The 17,090-nt window shown below is 60.4% G+C and carries 24 protein-coding genes; all 24 read right to left on the bottom strand.

Annotation, left to right across the window (positions count from 1 at the left end):
- Nucleotides 1-2: 2 nt before the first annotated feature.
- The 24 genes from nuoK to ACR1XV_RS11455 all read right to left on the bottom strand — a co-directional run bounded on the left by nuoK (nt 3) and on the right by ACR1XV_RS11455 (nt 17,080).
- Complete coding sequence (gene nuoK, locus ACR1XV_RS11570) at nt 3-308, bottom strand: NADH-quinone oxidoreductase subunit NuoK (protein ID WP_005984024.1); 306 nt, start codon at nt 306-308, stop codon at nt 3-5.
- Nucleotides 305-853 carry a hypothetical protein gene (locus ACR1XV_RS11565; protein ID WP_480516904.1) on the bottom strand — a complete coding sequence of 183 codons (549 nt, stop codon included), beginning with the start codon at nt 851-853 and terminating at the stop codon, nt 305-307. The genes nuoK and ACR1XV_RS11565 overlap by 4 nt, the downstream gene beginning before the upstream one ends.
- Entirely contained in the window at nt 850-1,452 is a 603-nt protein-coding gene (locus tag ACR1XV_RS11560; protein WP_480531398.1) for an NADH-quinone oxidoreductase subunit J, read from the bottom strand. The genes ACR1XV_RS11565 and ACR1XV_RS11560 overlap by 4 nt, the downstream gene beginning before the upstream one ends.
- Nucleotides 1,449-1,859, bottom strand: a complete 411-nt coding sequence (locus tag ACR1XV_RS11555; RefSeq protein ID WP_480531396.1) for a carboxymuconolactone decarboxylase family protein — start codon at nt 1,857-1,859, stop codon at nt 1,449-1,451. Before ACR1XV_RS11555 ends, ACR1XV_RS11560 begins: the two co-directional genes overlap by 4 nt.
- Nucleotides 1,856-2,350 carry an NADH-quinone oxidoreductase subunit NuoI gene (gene nuoI, locus ACR1XV_RS11550; RefSeq protein WP_353008116.1) on the bottom strand — a complete coding sequence of 165 codons (495 nt, stop codon included), beginning with the start codon at nt 2,348-2,350 and terminating at the stop codon, nt 1,856-1,858. The genes ACR1XV_RS11555 and nuoI overlap by 4 nt, the downstream gene beginning before the upstream one ends.
- A 3-nt stretch (nt 2,351-2,353) precedes the next feature.
- Entirely contained in the window at nt 2,354-3,391 is a 1,038-nt protein-coding gene (gene nuoH / locus ACR1XV_RS11545; protein WP_480531394.1) for an NADH-quinone oxidoreductase subunit NuoH, read from the bottom strand.
- Between the two features lie 168 nt (nt 3,392-3,559).
- The gene (gene nuoG / locus ACR1XV_RS11540) at nt 3,560-5,581 is read right to left on the bottom strand and encodes an NADH-quinone oxidoreductase subunit NuoG (RefSeq protein WP_480531392.1); all 2,022 of its coding nucleotides are present in this window, start codon (nt 5,579-5,581) and stop codon (nt 3,560-3,562) included.
- Between the two features lie 3 nt (nt 5,582-5,584).
- On the bottom strand, nt 5,585-5,989 hold the full coding sequence (locus ACR1XV_RS11535) for a DUF5333 domain-containing protein (RefSeq protein ID WP_480531390.1): 405 nt from the start codon (nt 5,987-5,989) through the stop codon (nt 5,585-5,587).
- Between the two features lie 98 nt (nt 5,990-6,087).
- The gene (locus tag ACR1XV_RS11530) at nt 6,088-6,441 is read right to left on the bottom strand and encodes a hypothetical protein (protein ID WP_480531388.1); all 354 of its coding nucleotides are present in this window, start codon (nt 6,439-6,441) and stop codon (nt 6,088-6,090) included.
- 9 nt (nt 6,442-6,450) lie between these two features.
- Nucleotides 6,451-6,867, bottom strand: coding sequence for an MAPEG family protein (locus ACR1XV_RS11525; RefSeq protein WP_480531386.1), 417 nt, complete (start codon nt 6,865-6,867; stop codon nt 6,451-6,453).
- A 4-nt stretch (nt 6,868-6,871) separates the two neighbouring features.
- Complete coding sequence (gene nuoF / locus ACR1XV_RS11520) at nt 6,872-8,170, bottom strand: NADH-quinone oxidoreductase subunit NuoF (protein ID WP_480531384.1); 1,299 nt, start codon at nt 8,168-8,170, stop codon at nt 6,872-6,874.
- 9 nt (nt 8,171-8,179) lie between these two features.
- Nucleotides 8,180-8,401: a DUF5337 domain-containing protein gene (locus ACR1XV_RS11515; protein WP_480531382.1), complete on the bottom strand. Its 222-nt coding sequence runs from the start codon at nt 8,399-8,401 to the stop codon at nt 8,180-8,182.
- Between the two features lie 30 nt (nt 8,402-8,431).
- The gene (nuoE, locus tag ACR1XV_RS11510) at nt 8,432-9,523 is read right to left on the bottom strand and encodes an NADH-quinone oxidoreductase subunit NuoE (RefSeq protein WP_480531380.1); all 1,092 of its coding nucleotides are present in this window, start codon (nt 9,521-9,523) and stop codon (nt 8,432-8,434) included.
- The gene (locus tag ACR1XV_RS11505) at nt 9,523-10,746 is read right to left on the bottom strand and encodes an NADH-quinone oxidoreductase subunit D (protein WP_480531378.1); all 1,224 of its coding nucleotides are present in this window, start codon (nt 10,744-10,746) and stop codon (nt 9,523-9,525) included. The genes nuoE and ACR1XV_RS11505 overlap by 1 nt, the downstream gene beginning before the upstream one ends.
- A complete protein-coding gene (locus ACR1XV_RS11500) occupies nt 10,746-10,868 on the bottom strand; it encodes a hypothetical protein (protein ID WP_257599041.1) in 123 nt (40 codons plus the stop codon). Before ACR1XV_RS11500 ends, ACR1XV_RS11505 begins: the two co-directional genes overlap by 1 nt.
- Before the next feature lies 1 nt (nt 10,869).
- Nucleotides 10,870-11,046 carry a hypothetical protein gene (locus ACR1XV_RS11495; protein WP_480531376.1) on the bottom strand — a complete coding sequence of 59 codons (177 nt, stop codon included), beginning with the start codon at nt 11,044-11,046 and terminating at the stop codon, nt 10,870-10,872.
- A gap of 5 nt (nt 11,047-11,051) precedes the next feature.
- Nucleotides 11,052-11,651 carry an NADH-quinone oxidoreductase subunit C gene (locus ACR1XV_RS11490; RefSeq protein ID WP_480531374.1) on the bottom strand — a complete coding sequence of 200 codons (600 nt, stop codon included), beginning with the start codon at nt 11,649-11,651 and terminating at the stop codon, nt 11,052-11,054.
- A complete protein-coding gene (locus tag ACR1XV_RS11485; protein ID WP_480531372.1) occupies nt 11,644-11,970 on the bottom strand; it encodes an antibiotic biosynthesis monooxygenase in 327 nt (108 codons plus the stop codon). Before ACR1XV_RS11485 ends, ACR1XV_RS11490 begins: the two co-directional genes overlap by 8 nt.
- Complete coding sequence (locus tag ACR1XV_RS11480; RefSeq protein WP_010442777.1) at nt 11,967-12,500, bottom strand: NuoB/complex I 20 kDa subunit family protein; 534 nt, start codon at nt 12,498-12,500, stop codon at nt 11,967-11,969. The genes ACR1XV_RS11485 and ACR1XV_RS11480 overlap by 4 nt, the downstream gene beginning before the upstream one ends.
- Nucleotides 12,491-12,856, bottom strand: coding sequence for an NADH-quinone oxidoreductase subunit A (locus ACR1XV_RS11475; RefSeq protein WP_209504455.1), 366 nt, complete (start codon nt 12,854-12,856; stop codon nt 12,491-12,493). Before ACR1XV_RS11475 ends, ACR1XV_RS11480 begins: the two co-directional genes overlap by 10 nt.
- Nucleotides 12,857-13,032: 176 nt before the next feature.
- On the bottom strand, nt 13,033-13,821 hold the full coding sequence (locus ACR1XV_RS11470) for a crotonase/enoyl-CoA hydratase family protein (protein WP_480531370.1): 789 nt from the start codon (nt 13,819-13,821) through the stop codon (nt 13,033-13,035).
- A gap of 3 nt (nt 13,822-13,824) precedes the next feature.
- A complete protein-coding gene (locus ACR1XV_RS11465; protein WP_480531368.1) occupies nt 13,825-14,679 on the bottom strand; it encodes a hydroxymethylglutaryl-CoA lyase in 855 nt (284 codons plus the stop codon).
- 74 nt (nt 14,680-14,753) lie between these two features.
- On the bottom strand, nt 14,754-16,682 hold the full coding sequence (locus ACR1XV_RS11460) for an acetyl/propionyl/methylcrotonyl-CoA carboxylase subunit alpha (RefSeq protein WP_480531366.1): 1,929 nt from the start codon (nt 16,680-16,682) through the stop codon (nt 14,754-14,756).
- Nucleotides 16,682-17,080 carry a hypothetical protein gene (locus ACR1XV_RS11455; RefSeq protein ID WP_480531364.1) on the bottom strand — a complete coding sequence of 133 codons (399 nt, stop codon included), beginning with the start codon at nt 17,078-17,080 and terminating at the stop codon, nt 16,682-16,684. Before ACR1XV_RS11455 ends, ACR1XV_RS11460 begins: the two co-directional genes overlap by 1 nt.
- Between the last annotated feature and the right edge of the window lie 10 nt (nt 17,081-17,090).

Genomic DNA, 17,090 nt, shown 5'->3' with positions numbered 1-17,090 from the left:
TCTTAGCCCTTCATCATATTGACGTCTTCAACCGCGATGGTGCCGCGGTTGCGGAAGAAGCAGACCAGAATGGCCAGCCCGATCGCCGCCTCGGCCGCCGCAACGGTCAGCACGAACAGCGTAAACACCTGCCCGACCAGATCGCCGAGGAAACTGGAAAACGCCACAAGGTTGATATTCACCGCCAACAGCATCAGTTCGATGCTCATCAGCAGGATGATGACGTTCTTGCGGTTCAGAAAGAGACCGAAAATGCCGATGACGAACAGCGTCGCCGCGACCGTAAGATAGTGTTCAAGTCCGATCATAGCTTCGCTCCTGGCGAGTCGGGGTAGTAGAGTTTGCAGCCGCAGGTGTAGTCGATGCGCTTGTGGTCTTTGGTTCGAGCAAAGAAATTTCTGAGTTCTTTCGTGAATGAGTAACGGTTATCGGTCGCAACCTCTTGAACATCGGAAACCGTTGTTTCCGGAGTCAGCCCAATTTCTCCAAGCGGTTTTTGGATTAGGTCAATGGAACTCGGCGTGTAGCCGGCGATTTCCGAAGTGTAGTGCAACCCATCCACGACGATGCCCGTTCCGTCAGTGCAATTCATGAAGAAAAGGCTTTCATCCGGGCTGCAACCTTCACCACTATGGATGCGTTGGCCGATACGTCCATTTCCAATATCGACAACCGGTTTGCCGCCGAAGATCGCAAATTGACCTCTGCCGCCATTTCGAAAGCTGCAATCAGGCATAACCTTCTTCATCTTGAAGCCTTCGTTTTGCGCGGCACTTTGGCAGGCAATGGCACCCGTCGAAAGCGAGACAAGGCAGCTTGTTACGGCCACTACTTTTGAAAGTTCGTGTCTCACAACCCCTGCCCCGGCTTCACGTCCTTCAACTCCATCGCCTTGGCCGGGTCGCGCATCATCTGGCCGATGATGTCCTGACGCTTGATGTCCTTGCGATGGCGCAGCGTCAGAACGATGGCACCGATCATCGCCACCAGCAGGATCAGGCCCGCCAGTTGGAACAGAAGGAAGTATTGATCGTAAAGGATGACACCCAGCGCCTCGGTATTGTGGCGGCCCGCCGGAACCGGCTGGGCCAGATTGGCCGCCGCACCCTGCGCGCTGTCCCATGCGCCAAAGGCCATGACGAACTGCATCAGGATGACCAGACCGATCAGCAGGGCCAGCGGCATATAGCGCGCCATCTCGGCCTTCAGCTCGGCAAAGTCCACGTCCAGCATCATCACCACGAACAGGAACAGCACCGCGACCGCGCCGACATAGACGATGATCAGCAGCATCGCCACGAACTCGGCCCCCAGCAGCACGAACAACCCTGCCGAGGACAGGAAGGACAGGATCAGCCACAGCACCGAGTGCACCGGCTGGCGGCTGATCACGGTGAACAGCCCGCCGGTGATGGCGCTGATGGCAAACAGGTAGAAGGCAAAGACGGTCATTGATCCTCATCCTCGTTATCGCCCAGAACCTCTTGCGCCAAATCCAGCGCGCGGGTCATGGCCGGGATGCCGGCAAAGACCGACATCTGACCGATCGTTTCCACGATCTCTTGTTTACTCGCCCCGGCCTCCAACGCATGGCGTACGGTCTGGCGCACAGCGGTATCGGCCTGTGCGCCCTGACAGGTCAGCCCAGCCAGCGTCAGCAGCAGACGGGTCTTGGCATCCAGACCGTCTTTGTTGACGGTGTTGCCGAACATCATCTCCATGACCTCTTTGGGCATGGTCGGCCAAAGCGCCTCGAACCCCTTGGGCGAGAAATTCTCCATCGCCGGGTTCATCGCCTTGGCCATGTCCTGCGCCTGCTTCATCATCAGTTCAAACGGATTTGTCGGCGTGTCAGTCATCTGTACGGCGCGTCCATTTCCAGATTGCGGGCGATCTCGGCTTCCCAGCGCTCACCGTTATCCAGCAGCTTTTCCTTATCGTAGAACAGCTCTTCGCGGGTTTCCGTGGCGAATTCGAAGTTCGGGCCTTCGACGATGGCATCGACCGGGCAGGCCTCTTGGCAGAAGCCACAATAGATGCACTTGGTCATGTCGATGTCATAACGCGTGGTGCGGCGGCTGCCGTCTTCGCGCGGTTCGGCGTCGATGGTGATGGCCTGTGCCGGGCAGATCGCCTCGCAGAGCTTGCAGGCGATGCAGCGTTCCTCGCCATTCGGATAACGGCGCAGAGCGTGTTCGCCCCGAAAACGCGGCGACAGAGGGCCCTTTTCGTGCGGATAGTTCACGGTCGCCTTAGGGGCGAAGAAATACTTCATCCCCAGTTTGAAGCCGACCCAGAAGTCCTGAAGCAGAAAATACTTGGCAGCGCGGGTATAGTCGATTTGGGTCATGGGTCAGCCTCCTACGCTCCAGCGGGCGAAGATGCCCCAGAACCAGTCGAATTTCGCTGCAAAGGACACGAACACCACCCAGGCCAGCGAGAAGGGCAGGAACACTTTCCAACCCAGCCGCATCAGCTGGTCATAGCGGTAGCGGGGCGTGATTGCCTTGACCATGGCGAAGATGAAGAAGAAGAACGTCATCTTACCGACCATCCACAGCACTCCGTCCGGCAGGCCGGGGATCGGGGACAGCCAGCCGCCAAAGAACAGCAGCGTGGTCAGCGCACACATCAGGAAGATGGCGATGTATTCACCGGCCATGAACAGCAGGAACATGGTGGCCGAGTATTCCACCTGATAGCCCGCCACCAGCTCCGATTCCGCTTCGGGCAGGTCAAAGGGCGGGCGGTTGGTCTCGGCCAGCGCCGAGATGAAGAACAGGAAGACCATCGGGAAGTGCGGCAGCCAGTACCAGCCGAAGAAGCCGTACCCGGTGTCCTGCGCACCCACGATGGCTCCGAAATTCATTGACCCGGTCGAGATGATAACGCCGATGATGATCAGGCCGATCGACACCTCGTACGAGATCATCTGCGCGGCTGACCGCAGGGACCCCAGGAACGGGTATTTCGAGTTCGAGGCCCAGCCCCCCATGATGACGCCATAAACCTCAAGCGAGGACACGGCGAAAATATACAGAACCGCCACGTTGAGGTCGGACAGAACCCAGCCGTCGTTGAACGGGATCACGGCCCAGGCGATCAGCGACAGCACGAATGAGGTCAGCGGTGCCAGGACAAATACTGCGCGGTCGGCGCCTGCGGGGATGACCACCTCTTTGACGACATATTTCAGCGCGTCCGCCACCGATTGCAGGATACCGTATACGCCCACCACGTTGGGGCCGCGGCGCATCTGGACAGCGGCCCAGATCTTGCGGTCGCCATAGACGAGGAACAGCAGCGAGATCATCACGAAAGCCACAACAGCCAGCACCTGCGCCAGGATGATGATGGCTATTCCGCCTGGGGTGTTAAAGAAATCAGCCATTTGTCCTCACACCTTGGGTATTCCGTTGGCCGCTTTGGGCGGCACGGGCCGGCGCGTTGGTGTAAACAGCATCCGCCGTCCATGCGCCACCCTTATTCTTCAGTTTCGCACGCAAAACAGGCGCGGCCATCTGCCGCCCATCCTCGCGCGTTATGACCCTGCGCCCGTTCATTCCGCCGCGATCTTTTCGGATTTGCGTGCCTGAGCCTGCGCCGACAGCTCGGCCATCAGTTGCGAGGCGCGGGCAATCGGGTTGGTCAGATAGAAATCCTTGACCGTATTGCGGAAGGCGGCCTTGCCCAGAGGGCCAGCGTCCAGCGCCTGAACCTCGTTCTCGATCACTTCGTCGATGCGGGCCAGATGCGGAACCGCCTCGACCAGCGCGCTGCGCAGTTGCGCCAGCGAGTCGAAGGGCAGCGTCGCACCCAGTTCGGCGGACAGCGCCCGCAGGATGGCCCAGTTTTCCTTGGCTTCGCCCGGAGCAAACCCGGCGCGCATGGCCAGTTGCGGGCGGCCTTCGGTGTTCACGAACAGGCCGTTTTCTTCCGTGTAGGCCGCGCCCGGCAGGATCACGTCGGCGCGGTGCGCGCCCCGGTCGCCATGGCTGCCCTGATAGATCACAAACGCGCCCTCGCCGATTTCGACCTCATCCGCGCCAAGGTTATAGATCACATCCGCCGCCGAGACCACATCCATGCCGCCTTCGTTGGTGGCACCCACATCCATAGCCCCCACGCGCGACGCAGCGGTGTGCAGGACGATCAGACCGCTCTCGGTATTCGCGGCAACGGCTTGCGCGGCGGCCAGAACGGCGGCACCGTCCGCCTCTTGCAGCGCGCCCTGCCCGACGATGACCAGCGAGCGTTTGCCCTTGATCTCATCATCCCCGCCCATCTCGACGACCTGTTGCAAGGCCGCACGGTCGTCCCCGACATGATGGTAGTCATAGGTCAGATCGACCGCAGGCCCGACCAGAGCCACCTCGGCCCCATGCGCCCAGGCCTTGCGGATCCGCGCGTTCAGCACGGGGGCCTCGTCACGCGGGTTGGTCCCGATCAACAGGATACGTTCAGCCGCATCAATGTCTTCGATCGCTGCGGTCCCGGCATAGGCTGCTCGGTTACCCGCAGGCAGTTTCGCACCGTCGGTGCGGCACTCGACGACCCCACCCTGCCCTTCGATCATCTGTTTCAAGGCAAAGATTGCCTCGACCGGGGCCAGATCGCCCACGATTCCGGCGGGCTTTTCAGCGCCCTTCAGCGCCTCGGCGGCTTTCGTCAGCGCCTCCGGCCACGAGGCCGGGCGCAGTTTGCCGTTTTCGCGCACATAAGGCTTGTCCAGGCGCTGACGACGCAACCCGTCCCAGACAAAGCGCGTCTTGTCGCTGATCCATTCCTCGTTCACGCCATCATGGTTGCGCGGCAGAAAACGCATCACTTCACGGCCCTTGGTATCCACGCGGATGTTCGAGCCCAAGGCATCCATCACATCGATGCTCTCGGTCTTGGTCAGTTCCCAAGGCCGCGCGGTAAACGCATAAGGCTTAGAGGTCAGCGCCCCAACCGGGCACAGATCGATGATGTTGCCCTGAAGGTTCGAATCCAGCGTCTGGTTCAGGTACGAGGTGATTTCGGCATCCTCGCCACGCCCGGTCTGGCCCATCTGAGTGATCCCGGCGACCTCGGTGGTGAAGCGGACACAACGGGTGCAACTGATGCAACGGGTCATTGCCGTGCCAACCAGCGGTCCCAGATCCAGATCATCGACCGCCCGCTTGGCTTCCTTGAACCGCGTGCCCGACAGACCATAGGCCATCGCCTGATCCTGCAGGTCACATTCGCCGCCCTGATCGCAGATCGGGCAATCGAGCGGGTGGTTGATCAGCAGGAACTCCATCACCCCTTCGCGGGCCTTCTTGACCATGGGCGAGTTCGTCTTGACCTGCGGCGCCTGCCCCTCGGGGCCCGGGCGCAGATCACGCACCTGCATGGCGCAGGACGCGGCGGGCTTGGGCGGGCCGCCCACAACCTCGACCAGACACATCCGGCAGTTCCCGGCAATCGACAGACGCTCGTGATAGCAGAAACGTGGCACCTCGACCCCGGCCTGCTCACACGCCTGGATCAGGGTCATCGCACCATCGACTTCGATTTCCTGCCCGTCGATATTTACCTTGCGGAGGTCAGACATGGTCTAGTTCGCCCTCAAATACACGCCGATGGCGCTGTTTCTTTCAATCTCTTTCCGCCCCAAGGTGCAGAAAGAACTGGGATTTTCGTAAGACACACCGTTCTGGGCCAGATACGCCTCGCCTTTGGCGCGCATCCGGTCCTTTTCGGCATCCGAATCCACGTAGGCGCGGATTTCCTTGTCCGAATATCCCAGTTTGTTCGCTTTGGACCGCAGATCCCACATCACCCCAATCGCCTTGAGCCGACGCCCGCTGATCGACGGGCAGTACTCGGAAATCTCATTTGCGATGGCGATGTAATAGAGCTCGTTGTCGATCTCTTTGACTTCGCGCAAGGGCGGTTTGGCCTCGGCAGCGACCGGAAGGATCAGGGCGGCGGCCAGGGCAAGCGTTTTTACTGCAGACATGGGGTTTCCTTTCGTCTTGGGTTCCCCAAGACGCGCCCCATCTGCGCTGCTAGGCAATAACGCCCGGCCCGTTGGCCCGTGATATCCGATAACGCGGTTCATGGGCGTTGACAGGTCCCCGCAAAGGTCAGCTGATCCTTCTCGATCCGCAGCTTCTGCGGCTCGGTATCCGGGCCCACCTTCCACTTGATCCGCGAAGATCCAAAATTCTGCACGCAGAACTTGATGCCTTCATGCCGACCAGCCTCGCGCGCACCGTCGAGCGACGCGGACACATCCTTAACCGTCACCGTGAATTCGGTGGGTGACACCTTCTTATCCACCTGCTTGGCAGAGGCACGGAAGAAGTTGCCGTCAAAGGCGACGCGCGTACCGCTGGACGGGGCATCGCCACAAGCGGCGGTCAGCAAGACCGTAGCCAGAGGCAGAAGAAGCGACTTTGATACCGGCATCATTCCCCCTCAGAACGCGGCCACAAAAGACATCAGGCCCAGCACAACCATACAGGCCCAGCCGACCACATAAAAAACCGAGCGCACCCCGCTATGCGGCTGACCCAGCCCACGCAGATGGATCACCAGCATGACAATCCGCGCAACCAGTGCGAGCGAGGCCAGCAGATTTACCCAGAACGGGCTGACCCCCAGCAGAATGGCCGCAATCGTCACCGCCAGAAATGCCGGCAGCGTTTCCGTGCCGTTCAGATAGGCCCGGTTCAGCCGATAGGCCTTGTCGGCATAGTCCTGATCAGGCGTCGCACCGGGGGCGAGGCCTTTGCCCTGCTTTGCCAGCGCCGAAAACGGCGACAGGAACAAGACGATCAGGGTGAAAATCACTACAGACGCAATCGCGTGGCCGTATTCCGCATAGGCTTCCATATCGCTACTCCGCCGCCATCGCGCCCGTGCGGCCCGATTTCTGCGCCTTGATGCGATCTTCGATCTCTTCGCGGAAGTTGCGGATCAGGCCCTGGATCGGCCAGGCTGCCGCATCACCCAACGCACAGATCGTATGACCTTCGACCTGTTTGGTTACGTCGAACAGCATGTCGATCTCTTCCAGTTCCGCCTCGCCGCGCACCAGACGGTCCATCACGCGCATCATCCAGCCGGTGCCTTCACGGCACGGCGTACACTGGCCGCAGCTCTCGTGCTTGTAGAATTTCGACAGCCGCCAGATCGCCTTGATGATATCGGTGGACTTGTCCATCACGATCACGGCAGCGGTGCCCAGGCCCGAGCCCAGCTCTCCGCGCAGATAGTCGAAATCCATGATCGCATCGCGCATATTCTCACCACGTACGCAAGGAACGGACGAGCCACCTGGGATCACCGCCAGCAGATTGTCCCAGCCGCCGCGAATGCCGCCGCAATGGGTTTCGATCAGGTCCTCGAAGGAAATCGACATCGCCTCTTCGACGACGCAGGGGTTGTTCACATGGCCCGAGATCGCAAACAGCTTGGTGCCTGCATTGTTCTGACGGCCAAAGCCCGCGAACCAGTCCGCGCCCCGGCGCAGGATCGTCGGCACAACGGCAATCGATTCCACGTTGTTCACCGTAGTCGGGCAGCCATACAGCCCCGCCCCCGCCGGGAACGGAGGTTTCATCCGCGGCATCCCCTTCTTACCCTCAAGACTTTCGATCAGGGCGGTTTCTTCACCGCAGATATAGGCGCCTGCCCCGTGATGCAGGAACAGGTCGAAATCCCAGCCCGAGCCAGCGGCGTTCTTGCCCAGCAGGCCCGCATCATAAGCCTCGTCAATCGCGGCCTGCAGCGCCTCACGCTCGCGGATATATTCGCCGCGGATGTAGATATAGCAGGTATGCGCGTTCATCGCGAAAGAGGCGATCAGGCAGCCCTCGATCAGCGTGTGCGGATCATGGCGCATGATCTCGCGGTCTTTACACGTTCCGGGCTCGGATTCATCCGCGTTCACCACCAGATAAGCCGGACGTCCGTCGCTTTCCTTGGGCATGAACGACCATTTCAGACCGGTGGGAAAGCCCGCCCCGCCACGACCGCGCAGACCGGAATCCTTCATCGTCTGGATGATCCAGTCGCGGCCCTTTTCGATCAGGCCAGCGGTGCCGTCCCAGTGCCCCCGGGCCTGCGCCCCCCTCAGGCTGCGCTCATGCATCCCGTAGATGTTGGTAAAGATCCGGTCCTGATCCTTCAGCATCGCTTACCCTCAGCTCTCCTGACGCATACGCCAGAGTTGAAATATGTTGACGCCCGCATAGATGAATCCTGCCAGAGCGGCAAAATCAAACAGCAGCGCATGGCGTGCCGTCAGCTCCAATGCGGGGCCGATGAACAGGTTCATGGCAAGCCAGATCACCATCGTCACGGCGATGACGATGCCGATATGACGGCCCTTGCGGGCTATGGCCAGTTCCTTGTCCTTGTCCATCTCATCCCGATGCCCCGGACGGGCACCCGTTTAGTCCTCGTAAGTGCCGTCTTCCTTGGCACGTTTGGCGAATTCGGTCTCTTCCCCGGCGGCCAGCTTGGCGGCTTGTTCGATCCAGCCGTCGCGCTCGATCCGGCCCTTGAACTTCAGCCGCGCATCGACCCAGGCCACCTGTTCCGGCGTCCATTTCGCGATCTGGTCATAGTGGTAAAAGCCCAGCCCGTTCAGGGTTTCTTCCAGCTTCGGCCCCACGCCCTTCAGCATCTTGAGGTCATCGGCCTTGCCATCCCGTGCAGCGGTCAGCGTTTCAGGCTGCGCCTCCTTGGCCTCAGCCACCTGTTTCACCGCAGGTTTGCCCTGCGCCGGAGCCTTGGGCGGTTTCGGAGCCGCCTTCGTCGCGGCCGCCTTACCATCCTTGCCCAGCCACGGGGTCAGGATCGGCACCTCAGTCCCGTCGATGCGCTTGACGGTGTCGCCCAGATCAGTCGCCAGTTGCACGCTGGCATTATACTGGGTCTTGCCACTGTCATGCTCGGTCAGGCTGGACAGGCCTTTAAGCGGTTCTGCCCCATAGCGCCCGTTCTGCGGGCCCGGAACCGGAACCTTGCCCGCCACCAGATCTTCGAGGATCTTGCCGAAACTCTCAGCGGTCAGATCCTCGTAATAATCCTTGCCGATCTGCGCCATCGGTGCGTTGGTGCAAGAGCCAAGGCATTCCACCTCTTCCCAGCTCAGCTTGCCATCGGCTGACAGCTCATGCGGCTTGGCGGCGATCTTTTCTTTGCAAACCGCAATCAGATCCTCGGCCCCGCAGATCATGCAGGAAGTCGTGCCGCAGACCTGAATATGCGCCACCGATCCAACCGGTTGCAGCTGGAACATGAAGTAGAACGAGGCGACCTCGAGCACGCGAATATAGGCCATGCCCAGCATGTCGGCGACCGCTTCAATCGCCGGGCGGCTCAACCAGCCCTCTTGTTCCTGCGCGCGCCACAGCAGCGGGATGACCGCGCTGGCCTGACGGCCTTCGGGATATTTCGTAATCTGCGCTTCGGCCCATTGCTGGTTGGCAGCGGTGAAGGCGAAGGCTTCGGGTTGTTCGGGGTGAAGACGGCGGAGCATTAGCGGTCAATCTCTCCAAATACGACGTCCATCGTGCCGATGATGGCGGCGACGTCGGCCAGTTGGTGGCCTTTGGCCACGTGGTCCATGGCTTGCAGGTGCAGATAGCCCGGCGCGCGCAGTTTGGCGCGGTAGGGTTTGTTGGTCCCGTCGGCGACCAGATAGACGCCGAACTCGCCCTTGGGGGCCTCGACGGCGGCATAAACCTCGCCTGCGGGGACGTGGAAACCTTCGGTATACAGCTTGAAGTGATGGATCAGGCTTTCCATCGAGGTCTTCATATCCGACCGTTTCGGCGGAGTGATCTTGCCGCGCGCCAGAACGTCGCCGGGACATTCGCGGATTTTGGCGATGGCCTGACGGATGATCAGCAGCGACTGGCGCATCTCTTCCATACGCACCAGATAGCGATCATAGCAGTCGCCATTCTTGCCGACGGGGATCTGGAACTCGAACTCGTCATAGCATTCATAGGGCTGCGCACGGCGCAAGTCCCATGCCAGACCTGAACCACGAACCATCACGCCCGAGAAGCCGTATTTCTGGATGTCATCCTCGGTCACGATGCCAATATCGGCGTTGCGCTGTTTGAAGATGCGGTTCTCGGTCAGCAACCCGTCAATGTCATCCATGACCGAGGGGAACTCGTGGCTCCACGCCTCGATATCGTCCAGCAGTTCCGGCGGCAGGTCCTGATGCACACCACCGGGGCGGAAATAAGCCGCGTGCAGACGGGCACCACAGGCGCGCTCATAGAACACCATCAGCTTTTCGCGTTCTTCGAACCCCCACAGCGGCGGGGTCAGCGCGCCCACGTCCATCGCCTGCGTGGTGATGTTCAGCAGGTGGTTCAGAATGCGCCCGATCTCGGAATACAGCACCCGGATCAGCGAGCCGCGGCGTGGGACCTCGACTCCCGTCAGCTTTTCGATGGCCAGACACCAGGCGTGCTCCTGATTCATCGGCGCCACGTAATCCAGACGGTCGAAATACGGCAGGTTCTGCAGATACGTCCGGCTTTCCATCAGCTTCTCAGTACCGCGGTGCAGCAGACCGATATGCGGGTCGCAGCGCTCGACGATTTCACCATCAAGCTCAAGAACCATCCGCAAAACACCATGCGCCGCAGGGTGTTGCGGGCCGAAGTTGATGTTGAAATTGCGGATCTTCTGTTCTCCGCTCAGCGCGTCCGTGCTGCCGTCATCGTATCTTGAGCCGTCCATCAACGCCCTCGTTTCTTCTTTGCCTCGGCCCGGACCCGGACCTTTTCGGCTTCGGCCGCTTTCGCAGCGGCCCCTGCAAGCAAGACGCCCAACGCGCCCAATATGATCAGTTCGCCCATCATGTCAGCGCCGCTCCATCTCTTGCAGCTTCATGGCCATCATCCAAAGCAGGACAACCACAGCCGGAGAGAGGATGCAGGCAAACGCCCAGTTCTTGTTGATCCCGAAATGCGGTAACAGCTTGATCATCGGTACAACCGTAGCCACCACCAGAATTATCCAGATCAGGAACTCAAACATGATGACTACTCCTGTTTCTCATCCCCCGGGAGAATGTAGTTGGCACCTTCCCACGGGGACATGAAGTCAAACTGCCGGTATTCCTGCACCAGACTGACGGGTTCATAGACCACGCGCTTTTGCGCCTCGTCATAGCGGACCTCGGTATAGCCGGTGGTCGGGAAATCCTTGCGCAGCGGATAGCCGCGGAACCCATAGTCGGTCAGGATGCGCCGTAGATCCGGGTGGCCTGAGAACAGGATACCGAACATATCGAACACCTCACGCTCGAACCAGTTGGCCGAAGGGTGGATGTCGGTGATCGAGGGCACCATGTCTTCCTCGCGGATCGAAACCCTCAGGCGGATGCGCTGGTTCTGGTACATAGACAGGAAGTGATAGACCACGTCGAACCGCTTGGCCCGTTCGGGATAGTCGACGCCGGTGATGTCAACCAGAGTCGAGAACTTGCAGTTCTGGTCGGTCCGCAGGAACTCGACGAATTCCACAAGGTTCGACGGGGCCACATCCACGTTCAGTTCGCCATGGGTCACATCCCAGGACAGAACGCAATCGGTCCGCTTCAGCTCAAGCTGCGCGCCGAGCTCCTTGAGTGCTTCACTCATCGCGTCCCTCCTGAAGAACTTCGTCATAAAACGTCGCTTCGGCATCGTATGACTTGAAAAACTTCGCCATAAAATCAGGCATGACCGTCTTTTTGGCGTTTTGGCCAGCATATGCCACGACTGCTGCCATATCGCGCCATTTTGTCAGCACGACAACGTGACAGGGGTCCTGCTCGCGTCTGACCAAGAACGAAACCGACAGGAACCCGTCCAAGGCGCGCATTCCGGGCAAAGCTCGGGTACGAAACGTCTCGATCCAGCCCTCGACATCACCCCGGGCGACCACGGCTTCCCAGCGCCTGACCACAGCAGCACTCATCGGACAATCGTCCCGGTGCGGCGGATTTTGCGTTGCAGCTGCATCAGTCCATAAAGCAACGCCTCAGCGGTCGGAGGACAACCGGGCACGTAGATATCTACAGGCACAACACGGTCACAGCCGCGCACCACCGAATAGGAATAGTGATAATAGCCGCCGCCATTGGCGCAGGACCCCATCGAGATCACATAACGCGGCTCGGGCATCTGGTCGTAAACCTTGCGCAGCGCCGGGGCCATCTTGTTGGTCAGGGTCCCAGCCACGATCATCACATCCGACTGACGTGGAGAAGCGCGGGGAGCGATGCCGAACCGTTCCGCATCATAGCGCGGCATCGAGGTATGCATCATCTCAACCGCGCAGCAGGCCAGACCAAAGGTCATCCAGTGCAACGACCCGGTGCGCGCCCAGTTGATAATGTCTTCGGTCGAAGTCAGCAGGAAACCTTTGTCCTGCAGTTCCGCATTCAGGGCCTGGGTGGCGACTTCCTTGTCGACGCCGGCGGTGTTTGCACCCGTCATCACTCCCATTCCAGCGCCCCCTTCTTCCATTCATAGGCAAAGCCGATGGTCAGCACGGCAAGGAACACCATCATCGACCAGAAGCCGACGTCGCTGATGTCGCGGAAACCGACGGCCCACGGGAACAGGAACGCGATTTCCAGATCGAAAATGATGAACAGGATCGAGACCAGATAGAATCGAACATCGAATTTCATCCGCGCATCGTCGAAGGCGTTGAAGCCACATTCATATGCACTGACTTTTTCGGGGTCGGGATTGCGGACGGCCAGAACCACGGCAGCCAGAATCAGGACGATTCCAAGGCCCACGGCAACGGCCAGAAACACCAGAATCGGGAGGTACTCCCGCAGCAGGTCTTCCACGTATAGCTCCTTTCCTGCGCCTGTCCCAAAGGGATGCGCCGTCAATTGGCGTGTTGACTGGCCATTCTCTATCTGCGCGGGGTCAGAGGGTCAACCGAACAGAAACGCGCAGGGGGGCATTATTACAATTGCCCCGCCACAGCTTGTCAGGAATGTGGATGGATCAGCTAGATCGGCTAAACCTGCTTGTTCCATACAGGTTTGCGTTTATCGAAGAACGCACCGATTCCCTCTTGGGCCTCGTCGGTTTCCCAACGTGCGACAAGTTGTTGAATGGTATGGTCGATCACCGCATCATCAATGCGCGGGCCCAGCGATTGAACCAGCGCCTTGGCCGACGATACCGCCCCCGGAGCGCAGGACAGATAGGGCCGCACCTCGGCCTCGACCGCTTCGGCCAATGCGTCCGCAGGTACCGCGCGAGCCAAGAGGCCGAGATCAACCGCCTCGGCTGCGTCGAACAGGCGGGCCGACATGAAAACGCGCCGTGCCCGTGCCTCGCCCATGCGAGCAATGACATAAGGGCCGATCGTAGCCGGGATCAGGCCCAAACGGGTCTCGGTCAGGCCCATCTTCAGGCTGTCGACGCCGATCGCAACATCACAGACCGAGGCCATCCCCACACCGCCGCCAAACGCATTGCCCTGCAGCGCCCCGATCAGCGGCTTGGGAAGCGTGTTCAAAGCGTTCAGCATCTCGGCCAGCTTGCGCGCCTCGACAAAGCGGGTTTGAGGGTCGGCAGCCATCTGCGCCTGCATCCAACCCAGATCGCCCCCGGCGCAAAAGCTTTTGCCTGACGCGGCCAGAACGACCACGCGCACCGAGTCATCGCGGGCCAGCTGCCCGGTGGCTTGGGTGAGCTCGGCAATCATCTGCGCCGACAGAGCGTTGTGTTTTTCGGGACGATCCAATGTCAAGGTGGCCACGCCACGCGCATCGGTATTCAGTGTGATTGTGTCGAACATATCCTACTCCGCCCGCATGGCCCGCGCCATGCCTGCCGCCTGTTCCAGAACAGCCGCGTCCAGACCGGTTTCATAGCCCAACCGTTCCAGATGGGCGGCCACGGCCTCGGTCGCAACATTGCCTGCGGCACCCGGCGCATAGGGGCAGCCGCCCAGCCCGCCTGCAGCGGTGTCAAACACCCGCACGCCCAGCGCCAGCGAGGCGTCGATATTGTCGATTGCCCGCCCGTTGGTGTCGTGGAAATGGCCAGCTAGCCGGGTGACTGGTACACGTTCACGCACCGCCAGCAGCATATGGGCGATCTTGTCCGGAGTCGCCTGCCCGATCGTGTCGCCTAGAGAAATCTCGTAGCAGCCATGGGCGAACAGCGCGTCCGCTACCTCGGCCACCTTTTCGGGTGAGGTCGGGCCGTCATAGGGGCAATCGGTCACGCAAGAGACATAGCCCCGCACCGGCAGGTCGATATGGCGCGCGGCTTCGAGGATCGGCACAAACCGCTCGATGGACTCGGCGATGGTTGCGTTGATGTTGGCTTTCGAAAACCCCTCGGAGGCAGAGGCAAACACCGCGACCTCATCCGCCTTGGCCGCCAGCGCATCCTCATACCCGCGCATATTCGGTGTCAGCGCCGCATAGCGGACACCGTCGGCCCGGGCAATTCCGGCCAGCACCTCTGCGCTGCCCTTCATCTGCGGCACCCATTTCGGAGAGACAAAGCTCGCCACCTCAATCCGGTTGAACCCGGCGCGGCTGAGGCAATCGACCAGAGCCACTTTCTCGGCCACCGGAATTGCGCGCTGTTCGTTCTGCAGACCATCGCGCGGCCCGACCTCGAATATCTCGACCCGTTCTTTCATCAGCGCATCCCTTCCCGGCTTCTTCTTGTTTCAAATACGGATGACTGTGCCACGCAATGCACGGCCCGAACAGATCAATCCTCGGCCAGCCGGACCAAAGCCGCCCCGGCCTCGACCTGAGCACCTGCCCCGGCCAGCACCTCGGCCACCACGCCATCTCGGGCGGCCAGCAGCGAATGTTCCATCTTCATGGCTTCCAGAATGGCCAACCGGTCGCCTTCCTTTACCGCCTGCCCCGCCGAGGCAAAGACGGCCTTGACCAAACCAGGCATCGGAGCCTCGATCACATTGGTGTCACCCGCCGCGCTGGCGTCACGGTCCAGCGGGTCAACGACCTCAAACACCTGCCCGTAGTCGTCGAATACAGTGATATGCGACCCGGCGATTGCGACACTGGGCATCGGCTTGCCATCGATGGTCCAGTCGCCGCTGCGCTGAGCGATCAACTGCGTGCCGTCGACCTCCCAAACCTGACGATCAGGCCCGTCGACCTGCACATCCAGATCGACGATGTCCCCATCCCGCAGCAACTGAACCGCGCGGTGCATTGGTCCCCAAAGGGTAAAGCCGGTCTCCGAAACTGCATCTGTCAAACCCAGCGCAGTCATCGCAGCGGCCACGGCGGACGCAGGGCCTGGGTCGGCCTTTTGAACCAGATTTTCCAGGTCACGCCCGATCAGACCAGTATCCACATCGCCTGCAGCAAAGCCGCTGTGCCGCGTCAAAGCCCCCAGGAAAGCAAGATTGGTCACCGTCCCTGCCACCTCGGTACGACGCAAGACACGGTGCAGGCTTTCCAGAGCAACCGCACGGGTCGGTCCATGTACCACGACCTTGGCAATCATGGGATCATACCACGGGCTGATCGTATCCCCGGCCCGCACGCCACTATCGGCGCGGCAATCTTGCGGGAAGTTCAGATGGGTCAGAGTGCCCGTCGCGGGCAAAAAGCCCTTGGGCACATCTTCGGCGTACAACCGCGCCTCAAAAGCATGCCCGCTGATGGACAGATCGCTTTGCCGTTTCGGCAGGCTCTCGCCCGCTGCCACGCGCAGTTGCCATTCGACCAGATCGACGCCCGTGATCGCCTCGGTCACCGGGTGTTCGACCTGCAGGCGCGTGTTCATCTCCATGAACCAGAACCGGTCCGGGCGCAGCCCGTCCGAGGCATCGACGATGAACTCAACCGTCCCCGCGCCCTTGTAGCCAATCGCCTCGGCAGCCCGCACGCCCGCCTGCCCCATCGCCGCGCGCATTTCAGCGGTCATGCCGGGGGCCGGAGCCTCTTCAATCACCTTCTGATGCCGCCGCTGCAACGAGCAGTCGCGTTCGAACAAATGCACTGCATGGGTGCCGTCGCCAAACACCTGCACCTCGATATGACGGGGTTTGGCGACGAATTTCTCGACCAGCACGGCGTCATTGCCAAAGGCTGTCTTAGCCTCACCGCGCGCGCTGTCCAAGGCCGCTGAGAACTCCTCGGGACGTTCGACCAGCCGCATTCCCTTGCCACCGCCTCCGGCAACGGCCTTGATCAGGACCGGATAGCCGATGGTTTCCGCCGCCCCGGCCAAATGTTCGGGATCCTGATTGTCGCCATGATAGCCGGGCACGACGGGAACGCCCGCGTCCTCCATCAGCACCTTTGCCGCGTCCTTGAGGCCCATCTTGCGGATCGCATCCGCAGACGGCCCGATGAAGGTCAGGCCCGCAGCTTCGACCGCATCCACAAAATTCGGGTTCTCGGACAGAAATCCATAGCCGGGGTGGATCGCCTGCGCACCCGTATCCAGCGCCGCCTGTATGATCACGTCGCCCTTCAGATAGCTCTCCGCCGGGGCCGCGCCGCCGATATGCACGGCCTCATCCGCCATCTGCACATGCTTGGCCGAGGCATCTGCGTCAGAATAAACCGCCACGCAGGACACGCCCATCTTCTGAGCGGTTTCCGTGACGCGGCAAGCAATCTCGCCCCGGTTGGCAATCAGGATTTTGTTGAACATCAAGACTCTCCGGCTACTTCGGCAAAGGGAACAGTGAATGAAACAACTGCCAACAAGAAGAAAATCAGCAACAGGATCGCAGGCACAGACTGTGCGAGGAATTTCCCATCCAGTTGGAAGATTGGGTCACCAATACCAGGAAGATCTGCCTTTAGAGCACCAAACAAAGCACCATCAAACTGCGCCATCCGCGCGATGATAGCCCATTGTATTAGCATCAATATTGCCCCCAAAAACACCGTGAGAAATGCGAAGCCCGACAATCCCTTGTTATAGAGAGCAAACCAGCCAGCAATGACTGGTATCGCAACAATTGGTGTCGCATAGACCGTGCGCCACATCTTGTTACTGTGCTCTACCCAGAGATAGGCAATTTTATCCTTCGAAAGCTCAGCCATAGAAAACTTT

The organism is Ruegeria sp. AD2(2025), from assembly GCF_056542385.1.
Note: the sequence above shows the minus strand (reverse complement) of the source record. Positions and strands in the feature narration are given on the sequence as shown.

Excerpts from the sequence above, each read along its gene's own strand:
- nuoE (WP_480531380.1), bottom strand. The coding sequence starts at position 9,523 with ATGCTCCGCCGTCTTCACCCCGAACAACCCGAAGCCTTCGCCTTCACC.
- ACR1XV_RS11505 (WP_480531378.1), bottom strand. The coding sequence starts at position 10,746 with ATGGACGGCTCAAGATACGATGACGGCAGCACGGACGCGCTGAGCGGA.
- ACR1XV_RS11495 (WP_480531376.1), bottom strand. The coding sequence starts at position 11,046 with ATGTTTGAGTTCCTGATCTGGATAATTCTGGTGGTGGCTACGGTTGTA.
- nuoI (WP_353008116.1), bottom strand. The coding sequence starts at position 2,350 with ATGACCCAAATCGACTATACCCGCGCTGCCAAGTATTTTCTGCTTCAG.
- ACR1XV_RS11470 (WP_480531370.1), bottom strand. The coding sequence starts at position 13,821 with ATGTTCGACACAATCACACTGAATACCGATGCGCGTGGCGTGGCCACC.
- ACR1XV_RS11485 (WP_480531372.1), bottom strand. The coding sequence starts at position 11,970 with ATGAGTGCTGCTGTGGTCAGGCGCTGGGAAGCCGTGGTCGCCCGGGGT.
- ACR1XV_RS11555 (WP_480531396.1), bottom strand. The coding sequence starts at position 1,859 with ATGACTGACACGCCGACAAATCCGTTTGAACTGATGATGAAGCAGGCG.
- ACR1XV_RS11490 (WP_480531374.1), bottom strand. The coding sequence starts at position 11,651 with ATGAGTGAAGCACTCAAGGAGCTCGGCGCGCAGCTTGAGCTGAAGCGG.
- ACR1XV_RS11455 (WP_480531364.1), bottom strand. The coding sequence starts at position 17,080 with ATGGCTGAGCTTTCGAAGGATAAAATTGCCTATCTCTGGGTAGAGCAC.
- nuoH (WP_480531394.1), bottom strand. The coding sequence starts at position 3,391 with ATGGCTGATTTCTTTAACACCCCAGGCGGAATAGCCATCATCATCCTG.
- ACR1XV_RS11500 (WP_257599041.1), bottom strand. The coding sequence starts at position 10,868 with ATGATGGGCGAACTGATCATATTGGGCGCGTTGGGCGTCTTGCTTGCA.
- nuoK (WP_005984024.1), bottom strand. The coding sequence starts at position 308 with ATGATCGGACTTGAACACTATCTTACGGTCGCGGCGACGCTGTTCGTC.
- nuoG (WP_480531392.1), bottom strand. The coding sequence starts at position 5,581 with ATGTCTGACCTCCGCAAGGTAAATATCGACGGGCAGGAAATCGAAGTC.
- ACR1XV_RS11465 (WP_480531368.1), bottom strand. The coding sequence starts at position 14,679 with ATGAAAGAACGGGTCGAGATATTCGAGGTCGGGCCGCGCGATGGTCTG.
- ACR1XV_RS11560 (WP_480531398.1), bottom strand. The coding sequence starts at position 1,452 with ATGACCGTCTTTGCCTTCTACCTGTTTGCCATCAGCGCCATCACCGGC.
- ACR1XV_RS11460 (WP_480531366.1), bottom strand. The coding sequence starts at position 16,682 with ATGTTCAACAAAATCCTGATTGCCAACCGGGGCGAGATTGCTTGCCGC.
- nuoF (WP_480531384.1), bottom strand. The coding sequence starts at position 8,170 with ATGCTGAAGGATCAGGACCGGATCTTTACCAACATCTACGGGATGCAT.
- ACR1XV_RS11525 (WP_480531386.1), bottom strand. The coding sequence starts at position 6,867 with ATGGAAGCCTATGCGGAATACGGCCACGCGATTGCGTCTGTAGTGATT.
- ACR1XV_RS11515 (WP_480531382.1), bottom strand. The coding sequence starts at position 8,401 with ATGGACAAGGACAAGGAACTGGCCATAGCCCGCAAGGGCCGTCATATC.
- ACR1XV_RS11480 (WP_010442777.1), bottom strand. The coding sequence starts at position 12,500 with ATGGGAGTGATGACGGGTGCAAACACCGCCGGCGTCGACAAGGAAGTC.
- ACR1XV_RS11535 (WP_480531390.1), bottom strand. The coding sequence starts at position 5,989 with ATGTCTGCAGTAAAAACGCTTGCCCTGGCCGCCGCCCTGATCCTTCCG.
- ACR1XV_RS11530 (WP_480531388.1), bottom strand. The coding sequence starts at position 6,441 with ATGCCGGTATCAAAGTCGCTTCTTCTGCCTCTGGCTACGGTCTTGCTG.